Raw genomic sequence first — 23834 nt, forward strand, 5'->3', positions numbered from 1 at the left:
CCGCTTTCGGCGAAGCACACCTTAATGCCGGCGGCATTATGCGAATCCCGGCTCTCCCGGCAAGACAGTCTGGAAACCTTCGCAGTTGTCGAAGCCCAGTATGCGCACCCGCTTCACCGCGGCGTCCTCGAGCGCGGGATGAACCGGGACGTCGTATCGGGCGAGATCGTGCACCCGGGCGAGCGGACGATAGGTCCGATCCGGGTCGCCGGCGATCACCGTGACGCCGCGAGTGGCGAGCGCCGCGAGCCAGGGCAGCAGCCGCGCCGCGAAGCCCGGGTCATAGAAGACGTCGCCGGCCAGCAGCACATCGAAATCCCCACCCGCGCTGCCGATGATGTCAGCCTGGCGTACGCTGATATCGGCGCCGTTTGCTGCGGCGTTCAGGGAAATTGCTGCGACTGCGAAGGGATCGATGTCGATCGCCTCCACATGAGCGGCGCCCGCCTTCGCGGCGGCGATCGCGACCAGCCCGGAACCGGAGGCGAAATCGAGCACGCGCCTGCCTTTGACGATTTCCGGATGATCCAGCACATAGCGCGCCAGCCCCTGTCCGCCGGCCCAGGCAAAGGCCCAGAAAGGCGGTGGCATGTCGGCGCGGTCCAGCGCCGCTTCGGTCAGATGCCAAAGCGCGGTGGCTTCATCTGCTTGATAAAGCTGGATTTCCGGAACGAAGGCGACCGGCGCCAGCCGGGTCTGGTCGACGATGAAGCGCGCGGGATCGTCGATCAATCGCCCGCTCAGATCGAGGCGGGGTCGAGCCCGCCCAGTTCGCAGATCAGCTTCCATTCGGCTTCCGTCACCGGCTGCACCGAAAGTCGCGAATTGCCGACCAGCGCCATGCCCTCCAGCCGTGGCTCGGCCTTGGCCGTCTCCAGCGAATAAGGCTTGGGGATCGGACGGATGGCGCGCAGGTCAACGCATTCCCAGCGGCCGCTGTCATCGGTCGAATCCGGATGGGCCAGCTTCGCCACCTCGACGATCCCGACGATCTCCTTGCCAATATTGGAATGGTAGAAGAAGCCGCGATCGCCAAGCTGCATGGCGCGCATGTTGTTGCGCGCCTGATAGTTGCGGACCCCGTCCCATTCCTGGCCTGCCGCGCCCTTCTTCACGAGATCATCGAAGGAAAACACGTCGGGTTCGGACTTGAAGAGCCAATAGGCCATGGGACGCTCCGGTAGAGATCGAGAAGGAAGTCGGGTCGGCCGATCAGGCCGGCTTGCCGACGGCCCAGCGCCAGGGACGCACGACCGTTTCCTTGAACAGGCCGGCCTTGGCATAGGGGTCGGTTGCGAAGACGGCGCGGGCGGCGGCCTCGTCCTCGGCTTCGATGATCAGCAGCGAGCCGACCATGTCGCCCTTGTCGTCGAGGAACGGGCCGGCGATCGCCATGCCGGTTTCCTTCAGCCACTCGATGTGAGCGGGGCGGTTCTCGAGACGAACCGGCAGGCCGTCCTCGCGATCGGTCAGAATGGCAACGAAATGCATGAAAACCTCCAAGAATTGCGGCGGCACGGTAGGCGGCCCGCTCGCTCAGGTAAAGACCTCCGCACCGACTGCGAGAGGGATCAATCGGCCTCGCGCTTCAAGGGCCGCAGCATCAGCGCTTCCGCCGCCGCGTCGATCGAGAGCGTTCCGTCGAGGATGGCGGCGACCGCCTCGGTGATCGGCATTGGCACGCCGAGCCGACGGGCCAGGTCGCGCGCCACCGGCGCCGTCGCGGCGCCCTCGGCAAGCGCCGGCGGCAGGGTCGAGCCGCTGCCCAGCGCATGGCCATAGGCGAAATTGCGCGATTGCACCGAGGAACAGGTGAGCACGAGATCGCCGAGCCCCGACAGGCCCATCAGCGTTTCCGGCAGCGCGCCCTGCGCCTCGCCCAGGCGGCGCAGTTCGGCGAAGCCGCGCGCGATCACGGCCGCACTCGCGCTGGCGCCGAATTCGCGTCCGGCGACGATGCCGGCGGCGATCGCCAGCACGTTCTTGAACGCGCCGCCGATCTCGACGCCCAGCATGTCGGTCTCGGCATAGGGGCGGAAGCTCGCGGAGCCCAGCGCATGGCAGAGCGCCATGGCGAGCCGCAGATCCATCGCGGCGATGGTGACGGCGGTCGGCAGGCCGCGCGCCACATCGACGGCGAAGCTCGGTCCCGACAGCACGGCGGGCGCTGCGGGCGGCAATGCCTCCGCCAGCACCTCGGTCATCCGCTTGGCGGTGCCGCGTTCCAGGCCCTTGGCGCAAAGCACGACCGGCGTGTCTTCGGCGATCGCCTCCAGATGCGCCGCCACCTCCCGCACCGTCTGCGCGGGCGTCGCAAGCAGGATCGCATCCGCCGCCAGGACATCGCCGATCTGGTCGGTGATCCGCAGCGAGGCCGGCAGCTTTACGCCCGGCAGGTGGGCGACATTCTCGCGCGAGCCCGCCATGTCGGTCACGTTGCGACCCCAGAGGGTTACCGAGCGGCCGGCGCGATGGGCGGCAAGCGCCAGCGCGGTGCCCCAGGCGCCGGCGCCGACGACGGCGATATGGTCGATCGTCATGGAGCCATCTCCAGCGCGGGCAACTGATCCAGGAACGAATCTAGCTCGCCGAACAGCGCTTCGTTCAGCGGCAGGTCGAGCCAGTAGAGCGCAAAGCGGATCGGCGGGCCGCCGGCATCGGGGTGCATTTCCATCTGTTCCCAGCTCTCGGCGAACTCGCCTTCGAGCGGCAGATGGAAGTACCAGCGCCGATGCTGCCGCGCCGGTCCGCCCGGCGGAGCATAATGATAGTCGCGCTCGCCGAGCAGGGTCAGCACATCCGGCGCGACCAGCCCGGTCTCTTCCAGAAATTCCCGCCGCGCCGCCTGTTCCGGCGTTTCGCCGGGTTCCATCGTCCCGCCGGGAACCTGGATGCCATATTCGGGAAAGTCCGGCTCGCGGAAGACCAGCAGCCTGCCGCGCCAGGTCGCGTAGAGGACGACCTTGCTCTTGCGGATGATGCTCACGCCTTGGCTCCCTTGTGGCCGGAGCCGAGCATGGGGGCCGCCAGATGGTCGAGCGGCCAGCGCGGACGTGCCGGAGCCGCGAGATCGTCGAGCAGGCCAAGCGCCAGCCTCTCCGCGCCGGCCCAGGCGATCATCGCGCCATTGTCGGTGCAGAGCACCAGCGGCGGCGCCACGAGCCGGAACCCGCGGGCCGAAAGCTCCGCATCGAGCCCGGCCCGGAGCGCCTTGTTGGCGGCGACGCCACCGGCCACCACCAGGGTCGGCTCGGCAAGATCCGGGAACTCGGACCGGAACCGATCGAGCGCATGGCCGATGCGGTCGCGCACCACCAGCGTCACCGTGCGCTGGAAGGCGGCGCAGAGGTCGTCGACATCGCTCTCCGACAGCGGCGCGATCGCCTCCGCCTCGATGCGCAGCGCCGTCTTCAGGCCGGAGAAGGAGAAATCGGCGCCGGGCCGGCCGAACATCGGCCGCGGCAGCGCGAAGCGGTCGGGATTGCCGCGCGCGGCGGCCCGCTCGACCGCCGGCCCGCCCGGATAAGGCAGGCCCAGCAGCTTGGCCGTCTTGTCGAAGGCTTCGCCCAGCGCGTCGTCGATGGTCGTGCCCCAGCGCTCATAGTGGCCGACGCCGCGCACCAGCAGGATCTGCGTATGGCCGCCGGAAACCAGCAGCAGCAGATAGGGGAAAGCGATGCCATCGGTCAGCCGCGCCGTCAGCGCATGACCTTCGAGATGATTGACCGCCACAAGCGGCTTGCCGGACGCCAGCGCCAGCGCCTTCGCCGTCGTCAGCCCGACGATCACGCCGCCGATCAGGCCCGGGCCGGCGGTAGCCGCGATCGCATCGAGATCGGCGAAACCGACGCCCGCCTCGTCCATCGCCGCCTGCACGACGCGATCCAGCGCCTCGACATGGGCGCGCGCGGCGATCTCGGGCACCACGCCGCCAAAGGCGGCATGGTCGTCGAACTGCGAGAGGATGACGTTGGAGAGGATTTCGCCATGCCCGTTCGCGTCGCGCGAAACGACGGAGGCCGCCGTTTCATCGCAACTCGTCTCAATACCCAGAACCAGGACGGACAAACTCACACCGGGGCCTTTCGCCGCGTATCGGGCGGCTTGCTTGCAGATGGGCGCGTCGTGACTAGACTGGCGCCGAATTTTGCCCTCATGGGGCATGTTGAGACAGGCCCTAACATCCGGACCCGACCCCGTGCAATCCGAAGCCTCTACGCCCCTCCTCCGCATCGGTACGCGCGGCAGCCCGCTGGCGCTTGCCCAGGCGCATGAGACGCGGGCCAGGCTCGCCATCGCCCACGGCCTCGACGAAGCTTCGATGGAGATCGTCGTCATCAAGACCTCGGGCGACCGGATCCAGGATCGCTCGCTTTCGGAAGCCGGCGGAAAGGGCCTTTTCACCAAGGAGCTCGAGGAAGCGCTGTTCGCCGGCACGATCGACATCGCCGTCCATTCGTCCAAGGACGTGCCGACCTTCCTGCCGGAAGGGCTGACGCTGATCGCCTATCTGCCCCGCGAGGACGTGCGCGATGCCTTCCTGTCGCCGGTGGCAGCCTCGGTCCGCGACCTACCGGAGGGAGCGGTGCTGGGCACCTCGTCGCTGCGCCGCCGCGCCATGGCGCTGCGCCTGCGGCCCGATCTCGTCGTCGTCGAATTCCGCGGCAATGTGCAGACTCGTCTTTCCAAGCTTGAAAACGGCGTCGCGCATGGCACGCTGCTGGCGCTTGCCGGCCTGCGCCGGCTCGGCCGCGCCGACCTTGCCACCTCGATCATCGAGCTCGATGATTTCCTCCCCGCCGTCGGCCAGGGCGCCGTGGCGGTCGAAGGCCGCGAGGGCGATGTCCGCGTCCGCGAACTGCTCGCCGCCATCAACGATCCCGCAACCGAGATCGCGCTGCACGCCGAACGCGCTTTCCTGACCCGACTGGACGGCTCCTGCCGCACGCCGATCGGCGGCCTCGCGACGCTTTCCGGCGACGACCTGCTGTTTCGCGGCATCGTTCTCTCGCCCGATGGCCGACAATCCGAGGAAACGCGCATGACGGCGCCGCTCGCCGACGCGGAGCGGATCGGCACAGCGGCGGCGGACGAGCTGATCGGCCGCGGCGGCAAGACCTTCTTCATGACGGGCTGAGCGATGCGGCTGCTCGTCACCCGGCCCGAGCCCGATGCGACGCGAACCGCCGAGCGGCTGCGGGCGCTGGGCCACGAGCCGGTGATGGCGCCGCTGCTGAAAACGGCCTTCCTCGATCCCCCTGCCCCGACCTTCCGCCCTTCTGCCATCCTTCTGACCAGCGGCAACGGCCTGCGCGGCATGCTGCGCTGGCCCGGCGCGGCCGACTGGCTCGACATCCCGGTTCTTGCCGTCGGCGACCGTACGGCCGAGGCGGCCCGCGCGGCCGGCTACACGCAGGTCCGCTCGGCTGAGGGCGACGGCGAGACCCTGGCAACGCTCGCCATCGCCAGCATGGATCCCAAGGCCGGAACGCTGCTCTATCCCGCCGCGGTGGATCGCGCCGGGCACTGGCCGGAGCGTCTGCTCGCCGCGGGCTTCACGATCGCGCTGGTGGAAGTCTACCGGATGGATCCGGTGGCGAGCCTGCCCGATTCGGTGGTCGCGGATCTTCGCCAGGGCCGCCTCGACGGCGTGCTGCTCTATTCGCCGCGCACGGCGAAAACCTTCGCGCACCACGTCGCCGCGCTTGATCCACAGCCGCCGGTCGACCATCTGTCGATCTACACGCTGTCGCCGAACGTCGCGTCTTCCGTGACCTTTGGCAGGATTTTCACGGGCCCCGAACCGACCGATGACGCGCTGCTGGCGCTGATCCCCCAAAGCGTGGGAACATCCCCTTCAGGCGTCCGTTAACGCATGGGCCTATACTGGGTGTAGGCGACCGACGAGATCGAGGCGAGATGAGCGACGACGACACCTTCAAGCCGGCAGGCGAAACATCCGGATCCCGGCGCAAGCGCCCTCCCGTGACGATCGACCTTGCCGCCGAATCGACCGGCGCGACGTCTCCGCCTTCGCCGGAGCAGACCGATCCCGTGTCGACGCCGGACCCGGTCGTCGAGCCGGCGCCGGACGCGCCCCTGCCGCCGCCTGCCTATGAACCCGAAGTCGGCACGCCCGAACCCGCCGCCCCGGCGGCACGCGAATCCGCCGCCGGACGCTTCGTGATCCCGGCAATCGCCGCCCTCGGTGGCGGCGTCATCGGCGGCCTGCTCGTCGCCCTGCTCTCCTCCTCGACCGGCACGGATCCAGTCAGCAGCGCCAGCCTCGATTCGCGTTTCGCGGCCGTCTCCGCCCGTCTTGACCGCGTCGAAGCGGCAACCACCGAAGCCGCGTCAAGGCCGGCAGCGGCCGGCGGCGTCGACCCGGCCCGGATCGCCGGGCTGGAAAAGGAAATCGCCGCGCTGAAGTCGGCCGCGAGCCAGCCGGCGGCGACCGCCACGGCCCCGAGCGTCGATCTCGGCCCGATCGAGAGCCGCCTTTCCGCCCTGGAAACGCGCCCGGCCCCGGTTGCGCCAGAGGCGGCCCCCGCGGCGCCACCCGTGGACCTGACGCCGCTGCAATCGCGCCTCGACGCGCTGACGACGCGGCTCGACGCCGTCGAAGCCCATCCGCCGGCCGACCCGAAGACCGAAGCCGCCGCCCGCGTCATCGCGGTGACCGCTCTGCGCCAGGCGGCGACCGGCTCCGGCCCGTTCGCCAACGAACTCGCCGCGGTCTCGGCCCTGGGTACCGAAGACACCGAAATCGCCGCGCTGCAGCCGCTGGCCGCGACCGGGGCGCCGTCCAAGGCCGACCTCATGGCCGCCTTCCCGGCTGTCGCCGATCAGATCCGTATCGCCGCCGCCAAGGTGGATCCCGGCGCCAGCCTGATCGATCGCCTGACGGCCTCGGCCGGTTCGCTGGTCAGCGTCAAGCCATCGGGACCGATGGCAGGCGCCTCAGCCACCGCCGTGGTCTCGCGCATGGAAGCTGCGGTGAAGGACGGCAATCTGGCCGAAGCGCTGCGTGAAGGCGACGGGCTCGACGCCATTGCCCGCGCGCCGCTTGCCGATTGGGCGGCCAAGGCCGGCCAGCGCATTACCATCGATACCGCTCTTGCCGGCCTCAGCGCCGCCAAGTCTTCGAACTGACGGAGCGACGATGATCCGCATCCTGGTCTATGTCGCCATCGTCTTCGCGGTTGCCGCGGGGTTCGCGTGGCTTGCCGACCGACCCGGCGACATCGTGCTCACCTGGCAAGGCTATGACTACAAGACCAGCCTGATGGTCGCTTCGGTCAGCCTGGCCGTCCTGTTCGTGGCGCTGGCGATCCTGATCTGGATCGTCGTGACGGTATTCCGTGCGCCAAAACTGTTCGGCGGCTGGCTGTCGGGCCGCAAGCGCGATCGCGGCTACCGGGCGCTGTCGCGCGGCATGATCGCGATCGGCGCCGGCGACGTGAAGCGCGCCAAGCGCTTCGCCCTGGAATCGCGCAAGATCCTGAAGGATGAGCCGCTGACACTTCTGCTGGCGGCGCAATCCGCGCAGCTGACCGGCGATGGCGCGGGCGCTAGAGCGGCCTTTGAGACGATGCTGAACGATCCGGAGACGCGGCTGCTCGGCCTGCGCGGGCTTTATGTCGAAGCGCAGCGCAGCGGCGAGCCGGAAGCGGCGCGCCACTATGCCGAGGAAGCCGCCAAGGCGTCGCCGAGCCTCGCCTGGGCGGGTAACGCCCTGTTCGAGGACCAGGCTGCCAAGGGCGAATGGTCCGCGGCCCTGTCGACGCTGGGCTCCAATCTGCACGCCAAGCTGATCGAACGTGGCGCTGCGCATCGCCTGCGCGCCGTGCTCCTGACCGCGCGCGGCCTGCAGCTCGAATCCTCCGATCCCGAGGAGGCGCGCGCCGCCGCCCAGGAGGCCGTCAAGCTGGCCCCCGGCCTGGTTCCGGCCGCGACCCTCGCCGCCCGTCTGTTCGCACGACAGGGCGACGTCAAGCGCGCCGTCCGCGTCATCGAGACGAGCTGGAAATTCGAGCCGCATCCCGAGCTGGCCGAAGCCTATTCCAATGTCCGGCCCGGCGACGCCGCGCAGGACCGGCTGAAGCGGGCCGAAAAGCTTGCGTCGCTGCGTCCCGGCCATATCGAAAGCCATCTGGCGGTCGCGCGCGCCGCGATCGACGCCCGCGACTGGGCGCTCGCACGCCGCGAACTGGCGGCGATCCCCGACCAGGAGCGTACCGAGCGTTTCTGCCTGCTGATGGCGGAAATCGAGGAAGGCCCGGACGGCCATCGCGGTCATGTCCGCGAGTGGCTTTCCCGCGCCGTGCGCGCGCCGCGCGATGCGCAATGGACGGCCGACGGCTACGTCTTCCCGGCCTGGGCGCCGGTCTCGCCGATCTCCGGCAAGCTCGACGCCTTCGAATGGCGCATGCCGACCGTGGCCCTGGCCGCCGACCAGCGCCCGGCCATAGATCTCGCCGTCGAGGACGAAACGCCGGAGCCGATCGTGATCGAGGCGCCGGCAACGATCGCCGCGCCGAAGCCTGAGCCGGTCAAGGCTGAGCCGGCTCCGACGCCGCCGCACCCTGCTCCGGCGTCCGAGCCCCCGCGCCAGACATCGCCCGCTCCGGTATCGGCCGTGAAGAATAGCGGTCCCGCCGCCCCGGCAGCCACTGTGGTGGCGCCGATTCCCGACGATCCGGGCATCGACGACGGAGACGCGGAACCGGCGGATAGGCTTCGTTTGCAGTGAGGCAGTGGAGAACGGCCGGGAAGGCTTGAAACCCGGATCGAATGTAGCTATGAACCCCGTGGATTTTACAGCAGCCCTTCGCGGCACCGGTCAAATCCCTCGGGTAAGCCGCTTTAGCTCAGCTGGTAGAGCACATCATTCGTAATGATGGGGTCACAGGTTCGAATCCTGTAAGCGGCACCACTCCCCTCCTGAAATTCACCGCGTCTACCATAGGATAGCGGGACTGGATCCGTTTGGATCCCGCCTGCGGCCACCGTTTGCTGCCATGCTGCCGTTCCTACGCTGCACCGGTCGGATCGACGCCCTATCCCTACTTCCTCCTGCCGTGGAACACGGAAAAAGGGAAGCACGATGCGACCGAGCTTGAGAGCCAAGGCTATCTCCGTCTGCGAAGACAAGATCGCTCGGAAGGGCGAAGGGGTTGGCCTGTCCTTCTATGCGTTCTTTGCGAACAGGAACGATGACCCCGAGCTTCTCATGGAAGCTGCCGAATGGTGGATCAAAACCCACGCGCTGGATCATTTCGAGAAGGCAGTCAAAATTCGGCAGATGATCCAATCCGGGCAATAGGCCCGCGCATATGCGGTCCCAGACGCGGTCGCCGCGAAGTGGCGGTCAAACCGTAAAACCCGCCAGCCCTTGGCTTTTTGGGGCCATGGGGATACCGGCATCGACCAGCGATTTTCCTGCCACCTCCCCGGCCTGCGCCTTGAAACAGACCGACACGACTTCGCCCTCAAGCGGATAGGGACTGGCGAAAGCCTTTCTCCTTCACCACGCGAGGGCAAAAGGGCATCGGGTTTATCGGGGGATGATCTTGGTCAGTGAGACGCCAGCGGCACCTAAGGGACGTCGCTCAAATTTTACGAAATTTTTAGGTTAACCGACGCTTTCCATCTCAAACCGTTCCCTGACCCCCGCAAACCGGTAGATTGATTGGCATCCGCTTTTTGCCATGAGACTTTCCGGAATGCGCGCATGACTGTGCTTGCCATCACGAACAATTCGAATGCAGGCATTGCTTCCTCATTCTCGCCAATCAGCGTCGCGGCAACGCGCAGCCGGATGGTCGGCCCCGATATTCTGCGCTCCCTGGCGATCCTGCTGGTGATGCTCGTCCATCTGCCTCTGAACGCCACGCCGGGCATATTTGTGAACGTTCGGGAATATGGTTGGCTCGGCGTCGATATTTTCTTCGTGCTGAGCGGATACCTGATCGCAACGCAGCTCTTCAAGGAAGCGACGCGGACGGACACGGTCGATTTCAAATCCTTCTACCTGCGCCGTGCTTTCCGCATTTTCCCGGCCTTCTTCGTCGTCCTCGGCCTCTACATCCTCGTTCCAGTGCTTCGCGATAATCCGGCGATGCAGCCAGTCTGGAAATTCGCGACGTTCACGGTCAATCTCGGGTTCGATCCGAGGGACGGCAACGCGTTTTCGCAGGCATGGACGCTTGCCGTCGAAGAGCAATTCTATCTCGTCCTGCCTTTGCTGGTGCTGCTGTTGTACAAGCGCATCGGAACAGTATGGGTCCTTGGCCTCGCGGGAACCTTGACCCTCGCCGGGATCCTGCTGCGTTACGCGATCTGGGATATGCAAGTCGGCACGCTCGTGGAAGCGGGCGAGTTCCGCGCCGCGTTCGCCACCTATCTTCGCGGCGTCTACTACCCAACCTATACGCGCCTGGATGGTCTGCTGTTCGGGGCGGTGCTCGCAGCGGCCCGCTTCTTCAAGCCCGAGCTCTGCAGGCAGTATCTCCCGCCGAAGGTCACGATACCGCTCGGCCTAGTATTTCTGATCACGGCGCTGCTTTGCTTCATGGACCGCGGCCCCCTAGCCGGGCAGGGCATATTCCCGGTGTTTCAGGCACAGCTCGGCGCCGTATTGGGCTTCCCGCTGATCTCGGTTGGCATCGCACTTTTGTTCTGCGCCATGCTCGACCTGGAACACGTTATCGGCCGCTGGCCAGTGCCGGGGGTCACTCTCGTCGCAACGCTGTCCTACAGCCTCTATCTCACCCACAAGTCGGTCTTCCACGTCATGCGGCTGATCGTGGGAGAGGGCAATCTGCAGGGCAACTTCGGCTTTGTCGTCTATCTCATCGCAAGCTTGGCCGTCGCCGCTGTGCTTTGGTTCTTCGTGGAGCGGACATTCCTTCATCTTCGGGACCGCCTCCTCTCCTCGTCGAGGTGAATATTCGGCGACAACCTTGATACCGGGATCGTGCCCCCCCCCCTCTTCCGCAACGGAATGCCTCCGCTTAATCTCCATCCGTCCTAAGGGGGAGGTTCAGGATGGCGGCTTTGTTTGCGGATCCTTTGCACGAGCAGTTCGGGACGTGGCCGGTGGCCTATATCCCTTATGGCGGGGCGGATTTCGGGGAGATCGCGGCGGTCGCCGCCGAAGTCGGCAATGGCGACGACGGTGCCTATCACGCGGCCTGGATCGCCGCGGCGGAACGGCTGGAAGCTGAGGCGGAGACCACCCTCGCAAGCGGCCATGAGAGCAGCGCACGTGAGCTCTATCTGCGCGCCAGCGTCTTCTATGCGACCTCGTATCACCCGCTCTATGGCGCGCCCGTCGACCGGCGATTGCTCGATGCCTATCGCCGCCAGATCGCCGCCTTCGACCGGGGACTGGCGCTCGGTGCCCGCCCGGTCCGGCCGCAGCGGATCCCGTTCGAATCGCAGGCGATGCCGGCCTATTTTATCCCGGCCGCGGGATACGAAACCGAGGTGAGGCCGCTCGTCATCCTCAACAACGGCTACGATTCGACCTCGACCGACATGTATTTCCTGTCCGCCGTCGCCGCGTCCCGGCGCGGCTATCACAGCCTTCTTTTCGAAGGGCCAGGCCAGGGCGAGATGCTCTATGAGCACGGCATTCCGCTTCGGCCGGATTGGGAAGCCGTGATCGGCGCGGTGGTGGATTTCGCCCTCGCGCATCCGCTGGTCGATCCCTCGCGCATTGCCCTCAGCGGGACCAGCCTGGGCGGTCACCTCGCGCCCCGCGCCGCTTCTGTCGAGCGACGCATCGCGGCTCTGATCGCCGATCCCGGCACGTGGAGCATCGCGGACGGCTTCCGCCACGCCTTCGCAGCCATGTTCAAGCTTCCGCCGCAGGCCGTCGCCGATCTCGGCAAACTGGACGAGAGCGTGATGCAGCGCGCAGAGCAGATGGTTCGTGCAGATCGATCCATGCACTGGAAGGTGATCCAGCGCGGCTACTGGGTGCATGGCGTGGATAATCTGCGCGATTATCTCGCTTCCGCCGAGCTCTACGCGCTGGCGGGCCGGGCCGAGCAGATCCGCTGCCCCACGCTCATCACCCAGGCGGAAAACGACCGGGCCGCAGCAAATGCGGAAACGTTCTTCGCGGCGCTCCGCTGCCCCAAGACTTTTATGCGCTTTACGGCCGTCGAGGGCGCGGCCGGTCATTGCGAGATGAGGAACCGGTCGCTGTTCAATCGCCGGACCTTTGACTGGCTCGACGAGCAGTTCGAAGGGCGGTGACCGGCGGGGGCCGATCAAGCCATGCCTTCGGGTTAAGGGCGGGCCTCGCCATAAAGCGGGCCACGCAGCCTGTCCTTGCCGTCGCCCTGGAAATAATAGGGATGGCGCCGCGCATCGGGCTGGCCTTCCAGGATCGGCAGCTGCGGCTCCATCTTCTGGCAGCCGATATCCATCAGCCTGAACTCGCCGAGCGGGCACGCCTCCGGGCGCTCGGTAAGCTGGATGTGGGTGGCGCTGGAGAGCGGCGCCGCAAACGCAGGCGGGGTACCCGACACCGCCAGGGCTGCCAGCAGCGCCAGGCTCGCGGGTGAGAAAGCTTTGATCGACGGCACGTCATCCTCCCATGGCATGGAATTGCCATGACCAGAACGGGAGCCGACGGCAAAGGGTTGCGAGGCCCGGATCGCATTCGCGGGTGGGAGGCAACGATCTGCTGCATCCAGCCGTTGGTTAGGGGGAAGAGGAGTGCCGAAATGACCCCCGAAAAGCCGAACCTTGCCGACAGCAATGAGCCCGAGGGCCATGCGCAGCTTCAATCGCACGTCCAGGGCCAGCCGCCTGTCTATGGCGAGCCCAAGGGACCGACGCCGGGCTCCCTGTTGCAGCGTCCCCTGCCGGGAAATACGCCGGACCGCGACCGGGACGGCTTTGTCGGCGGCCGCGATGTCCGCAGCCGTGGCGACGAGGTCGGCAACGGCCCGGAAGAGTGGGAGCATGCCGCGCGCGACCTGCCCGGCGAAGAGCGCAACACGAAGCCGGCCAGCGAAGACGACACAGCCGCCAATGACTGACGGCTCTTGACGAACTGGCCGTCCACACAGGCGGGGCGTCTTTTCCCGACCGCCGTTAGGTAGGTCGCTCGCAAACAACGTGTTCGAGCGGATGGCTCCGACGCCGCTCCGCCAATTAGCTTGCCTAGCAAAACCTCCGCGATCTGCGGCGCCAACAGCGCGAGACTGCCCCTTCGATGAAGATCGCGACTTTCAACATCAATGGTGTCAATGGCCGATTGCCGGTGCTTCTTCGCTGGCTCGAAGAAGCGTCACCCGACATCGCCTGCCTGCAGGAGCTGAAGGCGCCGGACGAACGCTTTCCACGGCGCGAGATCGAGAAGGCGGGCTATGGCGCGATCTGGCAGGGCCAGAAGAGCTGGAACGGCGTCGCGATCCTCGCCAAGGGCCGCGACCCCCTGGTGACGCGACGCGGGCTTCCCGGCGATGTCGACGATGCCCAGTCCCGATATCTCGAGGCGGCCATCCAGGGCGTTCTGGTCGGATGCCTCTATCTGCCGAACGGCAACCCCGCCCCCGGGCCGAAGTTCGACTATAAGCTGCGCTGGATCCAGCGCCTGGCACGCTATGCGGAAGAGCTTCTCGAGCTCGATATCCCGGTCGTGCTCGCCGGCGATTACAACATCATTCCGACCGATCTCGACGTCTACAAGCCGGAGCGCTGGCGCAGGGATGCGCTGTTTCGCCCCGAGGTGCGAGAGGCCTTCAAGGCTCTGACGGAGGAAGGGTGGGTCGACGCGTTGCGGACGCTCCATCCCGATGAACGGCTCTACACCTTCTGGGACTATTTCCGGAACGCCTGGGGCCGGGACGCGGGCCTGCGGCTGGACCACTTTCTGCTGTCCCCTTCGGTCGCCCATCGCCTCAGCGCCGCGGGCGTGGATAAGCCCGTTCGCGGTTGGGATAAGACGAGCGACCACGCGCCAGCATGGATCGAACTGGCGGATGCCGAGGGTTAGATCGGGCTAGTCAGTGGCGGGTCCAGCGCAGCATCGTGACGTCATAGCCAAGCGACCGGGCGCGGCTCTCCAGCTTCTTGCGAACCGGCTCGGACGGCGTCTTCGCGCGGGTGAGAATCCAGAGATAGCGGCCGGAGGGTTCGCCGATGATAGACCACGCATAATCCGGCGCGTGATCCAGGATCCAGTAGTCGCCGAGGAACGGTCCGAAGAACGAGACCCGCAGCTTCGCGTTGCCGCTTCCCGGCACGACCTTGGCGCGGCCCACTGCGACCCGCTCCTTGCCGTCGACGCCACCGGCGTTGCAGGTGTTAACCACCTTTACCAGGCCGTCCTGCCGAAGGCTGTATTCCGCCGTCACCGCTTCGCAGCCCCGCTCGAAGCCGTTTTCATATCGGCCAAGCTCAAACCAGCGGCCGAGATAGCGCTCGACGTCGACGCTCTTGGCCGGTTGCGGCACGGCGGCATTGCCGACCGGGCCGGCAGGGCTGCAAGCGGCCAACAGGCAGACGGCGAGAAGGGGCAGGATGATTCTTGAGGTCATGCGGTCCAAGTCGGAAAGCGCCCTCCGGTTCCCTCGGGAGACGGGCGGCGAGGCATGGAGGTTCAGACCTGACGGTGCGACACAAGCGTTGTGGCTCGATGCGGGCGTTTCCGCTAATTTGTCGCCATACAGCGGGGGCTGTGCGGCAAGGCAGGAAGCGGCCGAGACATGAGCAAGAAGCGGATTCTGTGGATCGGCGCCGCCGTGTTGGCCGTGCCGGTGGTGCTCGGCATCTATATCGCGACCCTCCTTCTGACAGGCAATTTCCACACAGTCATCGCCGGCGAACTCTATCGCTCGGCCCAGCCGACCCCGACCCAGCTCGAGCGCTATGCCCGCAACTTTGGCATCAAGACGGTGATCAACCTGCGCGGCGCCAATGAATCGGCGAGCTGGTATCGCGCGGAGATCGACGAATCGAACCGTCTCGGCCTGGCGCATGCGGACTTCCGCATGTCCTCGCGGGCGGAGCTGACGGAGGGCGAGGCCGCGGCGCTGATCGACCTGTTCAAGACCGCGCAGAAGCCGATCCTGATTCATTGCACCGATGGCAGCGACCGGACCAGCCTGGCCTCCGCCCTTTACATCGCCGCCGTCGCCCGGTTGGGCGAGGAGGCGGCCGAAGAGCAGATCTCGATCCGCTACGGGCATATCGCGTTGCCGTTCAGCCCGACCTGGCCGATGGACATGACCTTCGAGGCGCTGGAACCCTGGCTCGGATTTCACGATTCATGAAAACCCCCGCCTTGCCATCGCCTGACAGCAGGACCTGGCGCCACCCAGCCGGGCTGATCCTCGCGATCGGCCTGTTGCAGCTTCCCTCGCACGCCCTGGCGGACGCCTGGCCGCCGCTTACCCCGCCCTCGCTCGACAGCAAGCCCTCCGCCCCCACGCCGGCAGAAGGACTTCGGCCGCCGCGAAAGGCGGAAGCGGAACCTTCGGACGCGGAACCGCATTACGCCAGAATATGCGACGCCTTCGGCGAGGGATTCACCTATTCGCCGGGCACCGGTGCCTGCATCAAGATCGGCGGCTATGTGAAGTTCGGCACCAGTTTTGGGGGGCGGAACTAGTCGCGCGGCCCGATCTCGATGGAAGGCTGGTCATTCGACAGCGAATGATCGACAAAGCAGCCGCGAAAGCAATTTCCTCCGGCAAGCGATTCGCCCTCGCCGCCGTCGTTACGATCGACAAGACACAGGCATAGCAGATGGCCACCGCGAACCCTCCTTCCCCGTTGCTGACCAGCGCCTCGCCCCCTCCGGCGATCGAGCAGGCCATCGATGAGGCAGAACCGGGTCGTGGTCGACTGGCGGATGCGCCGGCGGATATTCCCGCGCGCGGATGGAAGGACATCCTGTGGCGCGTCTGGGAAAGCTCGCTTGAGGATCGCGTCCTGACGGTTGCCGGCAGCATGGCCTTCTTCTGCCTGCTGGCGATCTTTCCAGGCCTTTCCGCGCTGGTGACGCTCTACGGCCTGGTGGCGGATAATTCGACCATCAACAGCCATCTCTCCGGCCTGGCCTTCGTGCTGCCGGCCGGCGCCTTCGAGCTGATCTCCGATCAGATCACGCTCGCGATCCGCGCCTCCAGCGGTGCCCTCAGCTTCAGCTTCGCCCTCTCCTTCCTGTTCTCGATCTGGAGCGCGAATGCCGGCATCAAGGCGACGATCGACGGTCTCAACGTCGCCTATGGCGAACGCGAGCGGCGCAGCGTCATCGCGCTCAACGTCGAATCGCTGATCTTCACCCTGCTGGCGATCGCCGCCGGCATCGGCGCCATCGCCTTCATCATCGCCGTGCCGATCGCGCTGCGCTTCCTCGACATCGGGCGATCTTCCGAAGTCTGGATCAACATCCTGCGCTGGCCCATTCTCGGCTTCTTCGTCTGGGCGGCGCTGGCGATCCTGTATCGCTTCGGGCCTTGCCGCGAACAGCCGAAATGGCGCTGGGTCACGTGGGGCAGCACCGTTGCCGCGGGCCTTTGGATCCTGACCTCGATCAGCTTCTCCTGGTACGTCTCGAGCTTCGGCAGCTATGACCGGGCCTATGGCGCCCTTGGCGCGATTATCGGCTTCATGACGTGGATCTGGCTTTCGGCGACGGTCATCCTGCTCGGCGCCGAGTTGAACGCCGAAATGGAGCACCAGACCGCGCGCGATTCGACGGTGGGCCGGCCCAAGCCGCTGGGCAAGCGCGGCGCCGTGATGGCCGATTCGATCGGCAAGGCGCAGGACTGACAGAGCCGTTTCTGCCGGACGGCGGCCGATATTTGCGGCGCCATGCAACCAGCGCCCGATGGGCGCATTGCACGAGATCGGGGAGGACGGCGAAAGGCGAAGCGGGTTTGAGCTGACACCGGCCCTTCACGGTGATGTCGGCTGGATTCATGCCAGCGACGGCTCCAAATTTCGCAAAGCGAGTTCCGCCGATGGCAGATCCCCTGAGAATCGAGATCCCGACGACGGAAACCGTTCCGCTCGAGCCACCGCAGCTGGCGGGCGAAGACGGGCCCCTGCCTGCGGACCCGAAGCTGGTGATCCAGGCTTGCCTGCTGGTTCTGGCGGTGCTGACGGTCTGCTACTTCGCTTCCGACATCATTCTGCCGATCGTTCTGGCCATCGTACTGAAGCTGCTGTTCCAGCCGGCGATGCGGCTGCTGGAAAAGCTGCGCGTGCCGAGAACGCTGGCAGCCTTGCTCGTGATCCTCACCGTCTTCGGCGCGATTGTTGCTGTGGGGGCGGCGTTGTCCGGCCCGGCGACGGCCTGGGGAGAAAAGCTGCCTGGTGGCGTGGATCGACTGGAGGAGCGGCTCAAGTTCCTGAGCCAGCCGATCGGCGCCCTGCAGAAATTCCTGCATCAGTTTGATGGGGTTGCGACGGGCGTCGGCGGCGCGCCGGGCCCGACGCTCGCCGAAACGCTGATGAAGGGGACGCAGCATTTTGCCAGCGGCTTCTTCGAGACGATCCTGATCCTGTTCTTCCTGCTCGTCTCGGGCGACACTTTCCTGCGCCGGATGGTGGAGATCGTGCCGAGCTTCAGCGACAAGCGGCGGGTCGTCGACCTGTCACAGCAGATCGAGGAAAATGTCTCGGCCTATCTCGTGACCATCACCCTGATGAATGCGGCAGTCGGCGTCGCGACCGGGCTTGCGATGTGGGCCTGCGGTCTTGGTGACCCCATTCTTTGGGGCACGGTCGCCTTCCTGCTCAACTATGTCCCGATCATGGGGCCGTTTGCCGGCGTCGGCATCTTTCTGTTCGCGGGCCTCCTCACCATCGACCCCCTCGTGCAAGCGCTGCTGCCGGCAGGGCTTTATCTACTAATTCACCTCGTCGAGGGCGAGGCGATCACGCCGATGCTGCTGGCCCGGCGATTCACGCTCAACCCCGTCCTGGTGATCATCTCGCTGATCTTCTGGTTCTGGATGTGGGGCGTCCCGGGCGCCGTCCTCGCCGTGCCCATGCTCGCCATGATGAAGATCATCTGCGACGGCGTGCGGCCGCTCAATGCCGTCGGGCATTTCCTCGAAGGCTAGCGGGGCCGTTCCCAAAAATAGGGACAAAGAAAAGCCGGCGCCTTTTCAGGGCGCCGGCCAGAAGCTTTCAGGCCTGTGTCGGACGATACCGGCTTACTTGCACTGGGCGTTGATCGTGCCGGCAACGGCGACGCCGCTGCTCATGCCCGGGCTCGACAGCACCATGCGCACAGAGGAGCCCTCGACCAGCGTGGCATAGCCGGACGGCATTCCGACCTCGCCCTTGGTGCCGTTGGAGCGGGTATATTCCAGCACGACGTTAGCCTTGGCCGGAACGCCGGCGACGGAAACGCGCCAGACGCGGTCCTGGCCGCCCTCGGCGATCGTCTTGGCGCCCGCGCCCTTGATCTCCCAGCGCGACTGCTTGCAGGAAGCGTCGCGCACCGGAGCCGGCGCGGCGGCCTTGGACTTGGCGAAGCTCTCGCCGGCGGAGAAGGCCGCGACGACCGAAACGGCGGCCAGAGCCAGCGGAAGTGCGAAGCGGTTCATACTGTGTCCTCGTCGAAATGATCGGCATAGCTACCAAGACGAGGCACGGCGCGGCAAGCCTGTGCCGCGCCGTGACGCTATTTTGCGTGGATGTGTGGCCCGCGGATCGCGCCCGTCCGCCTACTGGAGCGGCGGCGGCATCGCCTGCTCGCCACCAGCCTCGACAGCAACCGGGACAGGCGCGGGGGCGGGGGCGACGGACGCCGTCGGCGTCTGGTCGACGAATTCGACATCGACGCCGGGCTTGACCAGCTTCACCAGTTCCTGCGCGTCCCAATTGGTCAGGCGCAGGCAGCCATGGCTGTTGGTCTTGTCGATCTTGCTGGGCTCTGGCGAGCCGTGGATGCCATAGGTCGGCTTGTCGAGGCCGATCCAGACGGTGCCGACCGGATTGTTGGGGCCGGAGGCGAGCTTCAGCGGCTTGTCGTTGTTGCCCTGCTGGAAATTGACCTTCGGGCGGTACCAGTATTCTGGATTCTCCGCGACCGCCTTGACCGCATGAATGCCGGACGGGACGGCAGGTCGGCGCTGCCGATCGTGGCCGGATAAGCGACGACGACATCCCAGTTCTCGTTATAGCCGAGCAATTGCCGGGTGCTCGCATCCGCCACCAGATGGGCTACCTTGGCCTTGGCATTCGGCCCGACATCGACCACCGTGATGATCGTGCCGGCCACGGTGAAATCAGCATCCGGATTGAGATTGCGCAGGAAGTTCTCGTCCATGTGGAACTTCTCGCCCAGCAGTTCGACCGGATCGCGATAGGCGAGCTTCGGCAGGGCCGCCATCTTGGCATAATCCTTCGGCATGACAGGCACGAAGGGACCGGCGACGTCCTTGTCGCTGATCGTGTAATCCATCAGCACCGGCCGGTCGGCCGCCACCTGCAGCAGGTCCCAGATCTCGGGACCGAGGCGGCCGTTCGGCGGCATGTTGTGCATGCTCTGCAGCGCCGAGATCGCCTTGTTGAGATTGCCGCCCTGGCGGCCGTCGATGACGCCGGGCGAGACATGGACGCGGTCGAGCAGGACCTGCAGCTTCAGCACCTGCGGATCGGGCTTGTCGCTCTTGGCCGGAATGCCGGCCATCGGGGCTTGATTGGCCTGCGCGATGAAATCGGCCGAGAGCGGCGCCGTGGCCCGGCGGATCGGCGCGGAAGCGGCGGGTGCGGGCGCCGACACAGGCGCGGCCGGCTCCACGTAACGCGGCGCTTCATCGGGTGCGTAGCCGGGCTCCCGGTAGGCCGGATCGCGATAGGCCGGTTCCGGGTAGGCCGGCTCGGAATAATACCGTTCCGGCTGGGCCTCTTCCGGATAGGGCTCGCGCCATTCCTGGGCATGAAGGGAGGCGCTGCCGAGCGCCAGCAGGGAGGGAACAAGCGCCACGCGAATCCAGGCGACGAACAAGGCAAACTCTCCAGCCGGCGAACGCGGCACAACGAACAAATATCACCCGCAATTTAGGCAGACACGGTTAACAATTCTTAACTGCGACGCGCTATTCCTCTGCGTCTTCCTTGGCTTGCACCCCCAACCCGCTATTCCACGACGGCCTACGCAGATGATGGACTATTCCCACAGGCAGAAGGCGCTCGCCTATGTCCTCGCCGGCATTGCCGGCTATGTCGACGCCATGGGCTTTCGCCATCTGGGCGGCGTGTTCGTGTCCTTCATGAGCGGCAACACCACCCGTCTGGGCGTCGACATCGCCATGGGCGATTGGGACAAGGCCGGCCAGGTCGCCAGCATCATCGTGCTGTTCGTCGCCGGTGCGGCGCTGGGCGCTTGGGTCGGCAAGGACGGCCGGCGCGACCGACGCGCCGCGATCCTGTGGACCGAGGCCGGCTTGCTGGCGCTCGCCGCCGTCTCAGACAATCTATCGCTCGCCATCATGGGCAATATCGCGATGGCGCTGGCCATGGGCGTCGAAAACGCTGTCTTCCAGCGCAATGGCAGCCCCGGCATCGGTCTGACCTATGTGACCGGCGCGCTGGTCAAGGTAGGCCACCGCCTCGCCGCCGCCCTGGAGGGCGGCGACAAATGGGGCTGGGTCGCAAGCCTGCTGCTATGGGCTTCGCTATGTCTGGGCGCGATTCTCGGCGCCGTCGTCTATGGAATGATCGGCCTCACCGGCCTGTGGGCGGCCTGCGCGATCGTGGCGGTCCTGGCGGTCCTGGCGGTCCTGTCGCGCTGATTTCTCGCCCGACGCCAACATTCCTGCCGTTTACGCCAGCGAGAGGCCTATTGCTGCATTGCAACAAAGATGTTCCTAGTCATGTTGCTCTGCATTCAGCGCAATGCTGGCATGACTTTTTTCGCAGTGCTCATCCTTCGAGACCCGGACTAAATTCCAATCATCAGAACGGCGACAGAGAAATCCGGCGCGGATCTGGGAAGTAGCGGTTGGTAGGGAAAGGGATCGGATGATGGCCATGAACCTCATGAACTCTTACAAGACCTGGCTCAAGTATCGCGAGACCCGCAGCGAATTGTCGCGCCTCGACAATCGCGAGCTCGCTGATCTGGGCATCAGCCGCCACGACATCAAGGCACTTGCCAAGCAGGCTGCCGGATACTGAGAATTTCACGGTTCGTCTGGGAACAAACCTCCTCCCTTGTTCCCTGCGATTAGGTGCCCACAAACCTCCTCCCTTGTGCGGCACCATCAACTAAAGCGCCCGTCGACCTCCTCCCCGACGGGCGCTTTTTTTATGCGTATTTTTCGCGGGCCGCTCGAACGAGCCGCGCCGCCGACGCCTCCCCCACTATCTTTCCGCCTGCCTCTTGAAACGGATGGCGGCGCGCGCCCATTTTCCGGTTCCGCAACCCGCGTGCCGGAACGAGCCCGCGCAACCTCCGAGAACCATCATGGCGCTATCGATCTATGAGGCCTCCATTCCGGTCTTCATCCGGGCGTTCGGAAATCTCGAGGCCATTCTCGACAAGGCCGTAGCGCAGAGCGCCGCCGACGGCATCGACCCGCAAAGCCTGGTCGACGCACGGCTCGCAGCTGACATGCTGCCGCTCGCCGGCCAGATCCAGCGCGCCAGCGACACGGCCAAGGGCGCAGGCGCGCGGCTTTCGGGCCTCGACAATCCAAGTTTCGCCGATACGGAGACGAGCTTCGCCGAGCTGAAGGCCCGGATCCAGCGCACGGTGGAATTCCTGAAGGCGATCCCGCCGGAGGCGCTCGACGGCAGCGAGTCCGGGACGATCTCGATGCGGAACGGCGCCGTGCAGCTCGACGGCAAGGCCTTCCTGCTTCGCCACGCGCTGCCGAACTTCTTCTTCCACGTTACCACCGCCTACGACATCCTGCGCCACAAGGGCATCGCGGTCGGCAAGGCCGACTATCTCGGCAAGATCGACTAGCACCTCGACCGGTTTGCCGGTCAGCGAACATTGTTGATCGAGTTTTTCACCGTGTCGTGCCGGGTCTTGAGCTTGTGATCCTGCGCAGCCTTCCCGTCCAGCTCTTCGCGGCTCGGAACGCAGCGGTCGGCCCGTCGGCATTCGCTCGCCGTCGGATTGGCCGGCGGCGATGTTCCGGCCCGGGCGCCGAGCATGCCGGCGGCAATGATGAGCGGGATGGCGATAACAATTCCGATCGTACGGAGCATGGCAACCTCCTGACGGAAGAGGCCATTTTACGCCCTTTTCCTTACGGGACTGTGATGGTCATCACCCGTTCGGCGCCGCGTCACGCGCTTGTGCGCGTGCGCGAGACCGCATCGCGCCAGCCCGCCAGCCGGGCTTCGCGGAGCTCGGCGGACATATCGGGCAGGAATGTCTGGTTGAGCCGCCAGCTCGCGGCGAACCCCTCCTCGGCCGGCCAGACGCCGACCTGCCGGCCGGCAAGCCAGGCGGCCCCCAGCGCCGTCGTCTCGAGCACCACCGGCCGGTCGACCGGCGCGTCGAGGATGTCGGCGAGGCGCTGCATCGTCCAGTCGCTCGCGACCATGCCGCCATCGACGCGCAGGACGGTCTCGCCGGCGCGCGCCCAGTCGCGCCGCATCGCGTCGAGCAGGTCGCGGGTCTGGTAGCAGACGGATTCGAGCGCCGCGCGGACGAACTCGTTCGGCCCCGTGCCGCGCGTCAGCCCGAACAGCGCCCCACGTGCCTCCGCATCCCACCAGGGCGCGCCGAGGCCCGTGAAGGCCGGCACCAGATAGACGTTCTGGTGCGGATCCGCCTGCGCGGCCATCGGCCCCGCCTGGTCGGACCGGTCGAGCAGGCCCAATCCGTCCCGCAGCCACTGGATCGCCGCCCCAGCCACGAAGATCGAGCCCTCCAGCGCATAGGTCGTCTTGCCGTCGAGCCGGTAGGCGATGGTCGTCAGCAGCCGGTTCTTCGACAACACCAGATCCGAACCGGTATTGAGCAGCGCGAAGCATCCGGTGCCATAGGTCGATTTCATCATCCCGGGCTGGAAGCAGGCCTGGCCCAGCGTCGCCGCATGCTGGTCGCCGGCGATGCCGGCGATCCGGATCGCCGCGCCGACGATGGAGGGGTCGGTGACGCCGAAATCGGCCGCCGAATCCTTCACCTCCGGCAGGATCGCCCTCGGCACCCGCAGCAGGGCCAGCAAGTCGTCGTCCCATTCGCCGGTGCGGATGTTGAACAGCATCGTGCGCGAGGCATTGGTGGCGTCGGTCGCATGCACGCGGCCGCCCGTCAGCCGCCAGAGCAGGAAGCTGTCGACGGTGCCAAAGGCCAGCTCGCCCCGCTCGGCCCGCGCACGGGCGCCAGGCACCTGGTCGAGAATCCAGGCGATCTTGGTGCCGGAGAAATACGGATCGAGCAGCAGGCCGGTCTTTTCGGTCAGGCCGGGCTCGGCCCCCTCGGCCTTCAGGGCGTTGCAGCGATCGGCCGTGCGCCGATCCTGCCAGACGATGGCGTTGTGGATCGGCCTCCCCGTCTCGCGATCCCAGAGGATCGTCGTCTCGCGCTGGTTGGTGATGCCGATGGCGGCGATATCCGAAAGCGACACGCTGGCATGGGCGAGCGCGAAGCGCATCGTCTCCAGCACGGTGCGCCAGATATCCTCCGGATCATGCTCGACCCAGCCGGAGCGCGGAAAATGCTGCGGAAATTCCTGCTGGCCGACGCCGCGCACATGATAGCTGCCATCGAAGACGATGGCGCGCGTCGAGGTGGTGCCCTGGTCGATCGCCAGAATGAAGGGGCTCATGGGTCCTCCCGAACCGTCTTGTCGATCCGGGCCTGCATCATCCGGATTCCATTGTGA

General features: G+C 66.2%; 29 protein-coding genes, 1 tRNA gene and 1 pseudogene. 17 read left to right on the forward strand and 14 right to left on the reverse strand.

The features are described from left to right. Positions 1-36 precede the first annotated feature (36 nt). The 6 genes from ACHMWQ_RS02540 to tsaD form a co-directional block, all read right to left on the reverse strand. Complete coding sequence (locus ACHMWQ_RS02540) at positions 37-789, reverse strand: class I SAM-dependent methyltransferase (protein ID WP_396306282.1); 753 nt, start codon at positions 787-789, stop codon at positions 37-39. Further along, the gene (locus tag ACHMWQ_RS02545; protein ID WP_266331693.1) at positions 741-1169 is read right to left on the reverse strand and encodes an EVE domain-containing protein; all 429 of its coding nucleotides are present in this window, start codon (positions 1167-1169) and stop codon (positions 741-743) included. Before ACHMWQ_RS02545 ends, ACHMWQ_RS02540 begins: the two co-directional genes overlap by 49 nt. Before the next feature lie 43 nt (positions 1170-1212). Then, positions 1213-1491, reverse strand: a complete 279-nt coding sequence (locus tag ACHMWQ_RS02550; RefSeq protein ID WP_396306283.1) for a YciI family protein — start codon at positions 1489-1491, stop codon at positions 1213-1215. 80 nt (positions 1492-1571) lie between these two features. Next, positions 1572-2540 carry an NAD(P)H-dependent glycerol-3-phosphate dehydrogenase gene (locus tag ACHMWQ_RS02555; RefSeq protein ID WP_396306284.1) on the reverse strand — a complete coding sequence of 323 codons (969 nt, stop codon included), beginning with the start codon at positions 2538-2540 and terminating at the stop codon, positions 1572-1574. Continuing rightward, complete coding sequence (locus ACHMWQ_RS02560; protein ID WP_396306285.1) at positions 2537-2986, reverse strand: NUDIX domain-containing protein; 450 nt, start codon at positions 2984-2986, stop codon at positions 2537-2539. Before ACHMWQ_RS02560 ends, ACHMWQ_RS02555 begins: the two co-directional genes overlap by 4 nt. Next, positions 2983-4074, reverse strand: a complete 1092-nt coding sequence (gene tsaD / locus ACHMWQ_RS02565; RefSeq protein ID WP_396306286.1) for a tRNA (adenosine(37)-N6)-threonylcarbamoyltransferase complex transferase subunit TsaD — start codon at positions 4072-4074, stop codon at positions 2983-2985. Before tsaD ends, ACHMWQ_RS02560 begins: the two co-directional genes overlap by 4 nt. 124 nt (positions 4075-4198) lie before the next feature. On the opposite strand from tsaD, the gene hemC reads away from it, so the two are divergent. From hemC to ACHMWQ_RS02605, 8 genes are all read left to right on the forward strand, one after another. Then, positions 4199-5137 carry a hydroxymethylbilane synthase gene (hemC, locus tag ACHMWQ_RS02570; protein ID WP_396306287.1) on the forward strand — a complete coding sequence of 313 codons (939 nt, stop codon included), beginning with the start codon at positions 4199-4201 and terminating at the stop codon, positions 5135-5137. A gap of 3 nt (positions 5138-5140) precedes the next feature. Then, entirely contained in the window at positions 5141-5872 is a 732-nt protein-coding gene (locus ACHMWQ_RS02575; RefSeq protein WP_396306288.1) for a uroporphyrinogen-III synthase, read from the forward strand. Positions 5873-5919: 47 nt separating this feature from the next. Continuing rightward, positions 5920-7152, forward strand: a complete 1233-nt coding sequence (locus tag ACHMWQ_RS02580) for a COG4223 family protein (RefSeq protein WP_396306289.1) — start codon at positions 5920-5922, stop codon at positions 7150-7152. Positions 7153-7162: 10 nt separating this feature from the next. Further along, entirely contained in the window at positions 7163-8752 is a 1590-nt protein-coding gene (locus ACHMWQ_RS02585) for a heme biosynthesis protein HemY (protein WP_396306290.1), read from the forward strand. A gap of 107 nt (positions 8753-8859) precedes the next feature. Beyond that, a tRNA-Thr gene (locus tag ACHMWQ_RS02590) sits at positions 8860-8935 on the forward strand. A gap of 171 nt (positions 8936-9106) precedes the next feature. Continuing rightward, positions 9107-9325, forward strand: coding sequence for a DUF6500 family protein (locus tag ACHMWQ_RS02595; protein ID WP_396306291.1), 219 nt, complete (start codon positions 9107-9109; stop codon positions 9323-9325). A 408-nt stretch (positions 9326-9733) separates the two neighbouring features. Further along, a complete protein-coding gene (locus ACHMWQ_RS02600) occupies positions 9734-10948 on the forward strand; it encodes an acyltransferase family protein (protein ID WP_396306292.1) in 1215 nt (404 codons plus the stop codon). Positions 10949-11100: 152 nt separating this feature from the next. Then, positions 11101-12267 carry an alpha/beta hydrolase family protein gene (locus ACHMWQ_RS02605; protein ID WP_396306293.1) on the forward strand — a complete coding sequence of 389 codons (1167 nt, stop codon included), beginning with the start codon at positions 11101-11103 and terminating at the stop codon, positions 12265-12267. A gap of 32 nt (positions 12268-12299) precedes the next feature. Here ACHMWQ_RS02605 and ACHMWQ_RS02610 read toward each other — a convergent pair whose 3' ends face one another. After that, the gene (locus ACHMWQ_RS02610) at positions 12300-12599 is read right to left on the reverse strand and encodes a hypothetical protein (protein WP_396306294.1); all 300 of its coding nucleotides are present in this window, start codon (positions 12597-12599) and stop codon (positions 12300-12302) included. A 141-nt stretch (positions 12600-12740) separates the two neighbouring features. On the opposite strand from ACHMWQ_RS02610, the gene ACHMWQ_RS02615 reads away from it, so the two are divergent. Beyond that, on the forward strand, positions 12741-13058 hold the full coding sequence (locus ACHMWQ_RS02615; RefSeq protein WP_396306295.1) for a hypothetical protein: 318 nt from the start codon (positions 12741-12743) through the stop codon (positions 13056-13058). Between the two features lie 176 nt (positions 13059-13234). Continuing rightward, on the forward strand, positions 13235-14017 hold the full coding sequence (xth, locus tag ACHMWQ_RS02620) for an exodeoxyribonuclease III (RefSeq protein ID WP_396306296.1): 783 nt from the start codon (positions 13235-13237) through the stop codon (positions 14015-14017). Between the two features lie 10 nt (positions 14018-14027). Here xth and ACHMWQ_RS02625 read toward each other — a convergent pair whose 3' ends face one another. Beyond that, positions 14028-14561 (reverse strand): lipocalin family protein, encoded by a 534-nt coding sequence (locus tag ACHMWQ_RS02625; protein WP_396306297.1) that lies wholly within the window; start codon positions 14559-14561, stop codon positions 14028-14030. Between the two features lie 168 nt (positions 14562-14729). Between ACHMWQ_RS02625 and ACHMWQ_RS02630 the strand changes: the two genes are divergently transcribed. The 4 genes from ACHMWQ_RS02630 to ACHMWQ_RS02645 all read left to right on the forward strand — a co-directional run bounded on the left by ACHMWQ_RS02630 (position 14730) and on the right by ACHMWQ_RS02645 (position 18098). After that, positions 14730-15296 carry a dual specificity protein phosphatase family protein gene (locus ACHMWQ_RS02630; protein WP_354554179.1) on the forward strand — a complete coding sequence of 189 codons (567 nt, stop codon included), beginning with the start codon at positions 14730-14732 and terminating at the stop codon, positions 15294-15296. Continuing rightward, positions 15293-15634 (forward strand): porin, encoded by a 342-nt coding sequence (locus ACHMWQ_RS02635; RefSeq protein WP_396306298.1) that lies wholly within the window; start codon positions 15293-15295, stop codon positions 15632-15634. The genes ACHMWQ_RS02630 and ACHMWQ_RS02635 overlap by 4 nt, the downstream gene beginning before the upstream one ends. A 137-nt stretch (positions 15635-15771) precedes the next feature. Further along, positions 15772-16800 (forward strand): YihY/virulence factor BrkB family protein, encoded by a 1029-nt coding sequence (locus ACHMWQ_RS02640; RefSeq protein ID WP_354554181.1) that lies wholly within the window; start codon positions 15772-15774, stop codon positions 16798-16800. 191 nt (positions 16801-16991) lie between these two features. After that, positions 16992-18098, forward strand: a complete 1107-nt coding sequence (locus ACHMWQ_RS02645; protein WP_396306299.1) for an AI-2E family transporter — start codon at positions 16992-16994, stop codon at positions 18096-18098. A gap of 93 nt (positions 18099-18191) precedes the next feature. Here the strand turns inward: ACHMWQ_RS02645 and ACHMWQ_RS02650 are convergent, their stop codons facing one another. The 4 genes and pseudogenes from ACHMWQ_RS02650 to ACHMWQ_RS02665 form a co-directional block, all read right to left on the reverse strand. After that, positions 18192-18587 (reverse strand): hypothetical protein, encoded by a 396-nt coding sequence (locus ACHMWQ_RS02650; RefSeq protein WP_396306300.1) that lies wholly within the window; start codon positions 18585-18587, stop codon positions 18192-18194. 120 nt (positions 18588-18707) lie between these two features. Then, the gene (locus tag ACHMWQ_RS02655) at positions 18708-18845 is read right to left on the reverse strand and encodes a hypothetical protein (RefSeq protein WP_396306301.1); all 138 of its coding nucleotides are present in this window, start codon (positions 18843-18845) and stop codon (positions 18708-18710) included. A 30-nt stretch (positions 18846-18875) separates the two neighbouring features. After that, positions 18876-19091 (reverse strand): annotated as a pseudogene (locus tag ACHMWQ_RS02660) (L,D-transpeptidase); the annotation flags it as partial. After that, positions 19001-19993 (reverse strand): peptidoglycan-binding protein, encoded by a 993-nt coding sequence (locus ACHMWQ_RS02665; RefSeq protein WP_396306302.1) that lies wholly within the window; start codon positions 19991-19993, stop codon positions 19001-19003. The pseudogene ACHMWQ_RS02660 and the gene ACHMWQ_RS02665, both read right to left, overlap by 91 nt. A gap of 154 nt (positions 19994-20147) precedes the next feature. Between ACHMWQ_RS02665 and ACHMWQ_RS02670 the strand changes: the two genes are divergently transcribed. From ACHMWQ_RS02670 to ACHMWQ_RS02680, 3 genes are all read left to right on the forward strand, one after another. Then, a complete protein-coding gene (locus ACHMWQ_RS02670; protein WP_396306303.1) occupies positions 20148-20780 on the forward strand; it encodes a YoaK family protein in 633 nt (210 codons plus the stop codon). A gap of 238 nt (positions 20781-21018) precedes the next feature. Continuing rightward, positions 21019-21165, forward strand: coding sequence for a DUF1127 domain-containing protein (locus ACHMWQ_RS02675; protein ID WP_354554235.1), 147 nt, complete (start codon positions 21019-21021; stop codon positions 21163-21165). Positions 21166-21454: 289 nt separating this feature from the next. Continuing rightward, positions 21455-21958 carry a DUF1993 family protein gene (locus tag ACHMWQ_RS02680; protein WP_396306304.1) on the forward strand — a complete coding sequence of 168 codons (504 nt, stop codon included), beginning with the start codon at positions 21455-21457 and terminating at the stop codon, positions 21956-21958. A gap of 20 nt (positions 21959-21978) precedes the next feature. Here ACHMWQ_RS02680 and ACHMWQ_RS02685 read toward each other — a convergent pair whose 3' ends face one another. Further along, positions 21979-22206, reverse strand: coding sequence for a hypothetical protein (locus ACHMWQ_RS02685; protein ID WP_396306305.1), 228 nt, complete (start codon positions 22204-22206; stop codon positions 21979-21981). An 80-nt stretch (positions 22207-22286) separates the two neighbouring features. Continuing rightward, positions 22287-23777: a glycerol kinase GlpK gene (gene glpK / locus ACHMWQ_RS02690; protein ID WP_354554192.1), complete on the reverse strand. Its 1491-nt coding sequence runs from the start codon at positions 23775-23777 to the stop codon at positions 22287-22289. Between the last annotated feature and the right edge of the window lie 57 nt (positions 23778-23834).

Origin of the sequence: Kaistia sp. UC242_56 (assembly GCF_044452255.1) — a bacterium.
GTDB classification, from domain to species: Bacteria; Pseudomonadota; Alphaproteobacteria; order Rhizobiales; family Kaistiaceae; genus Kaistia; species Kaistia defluvii_A.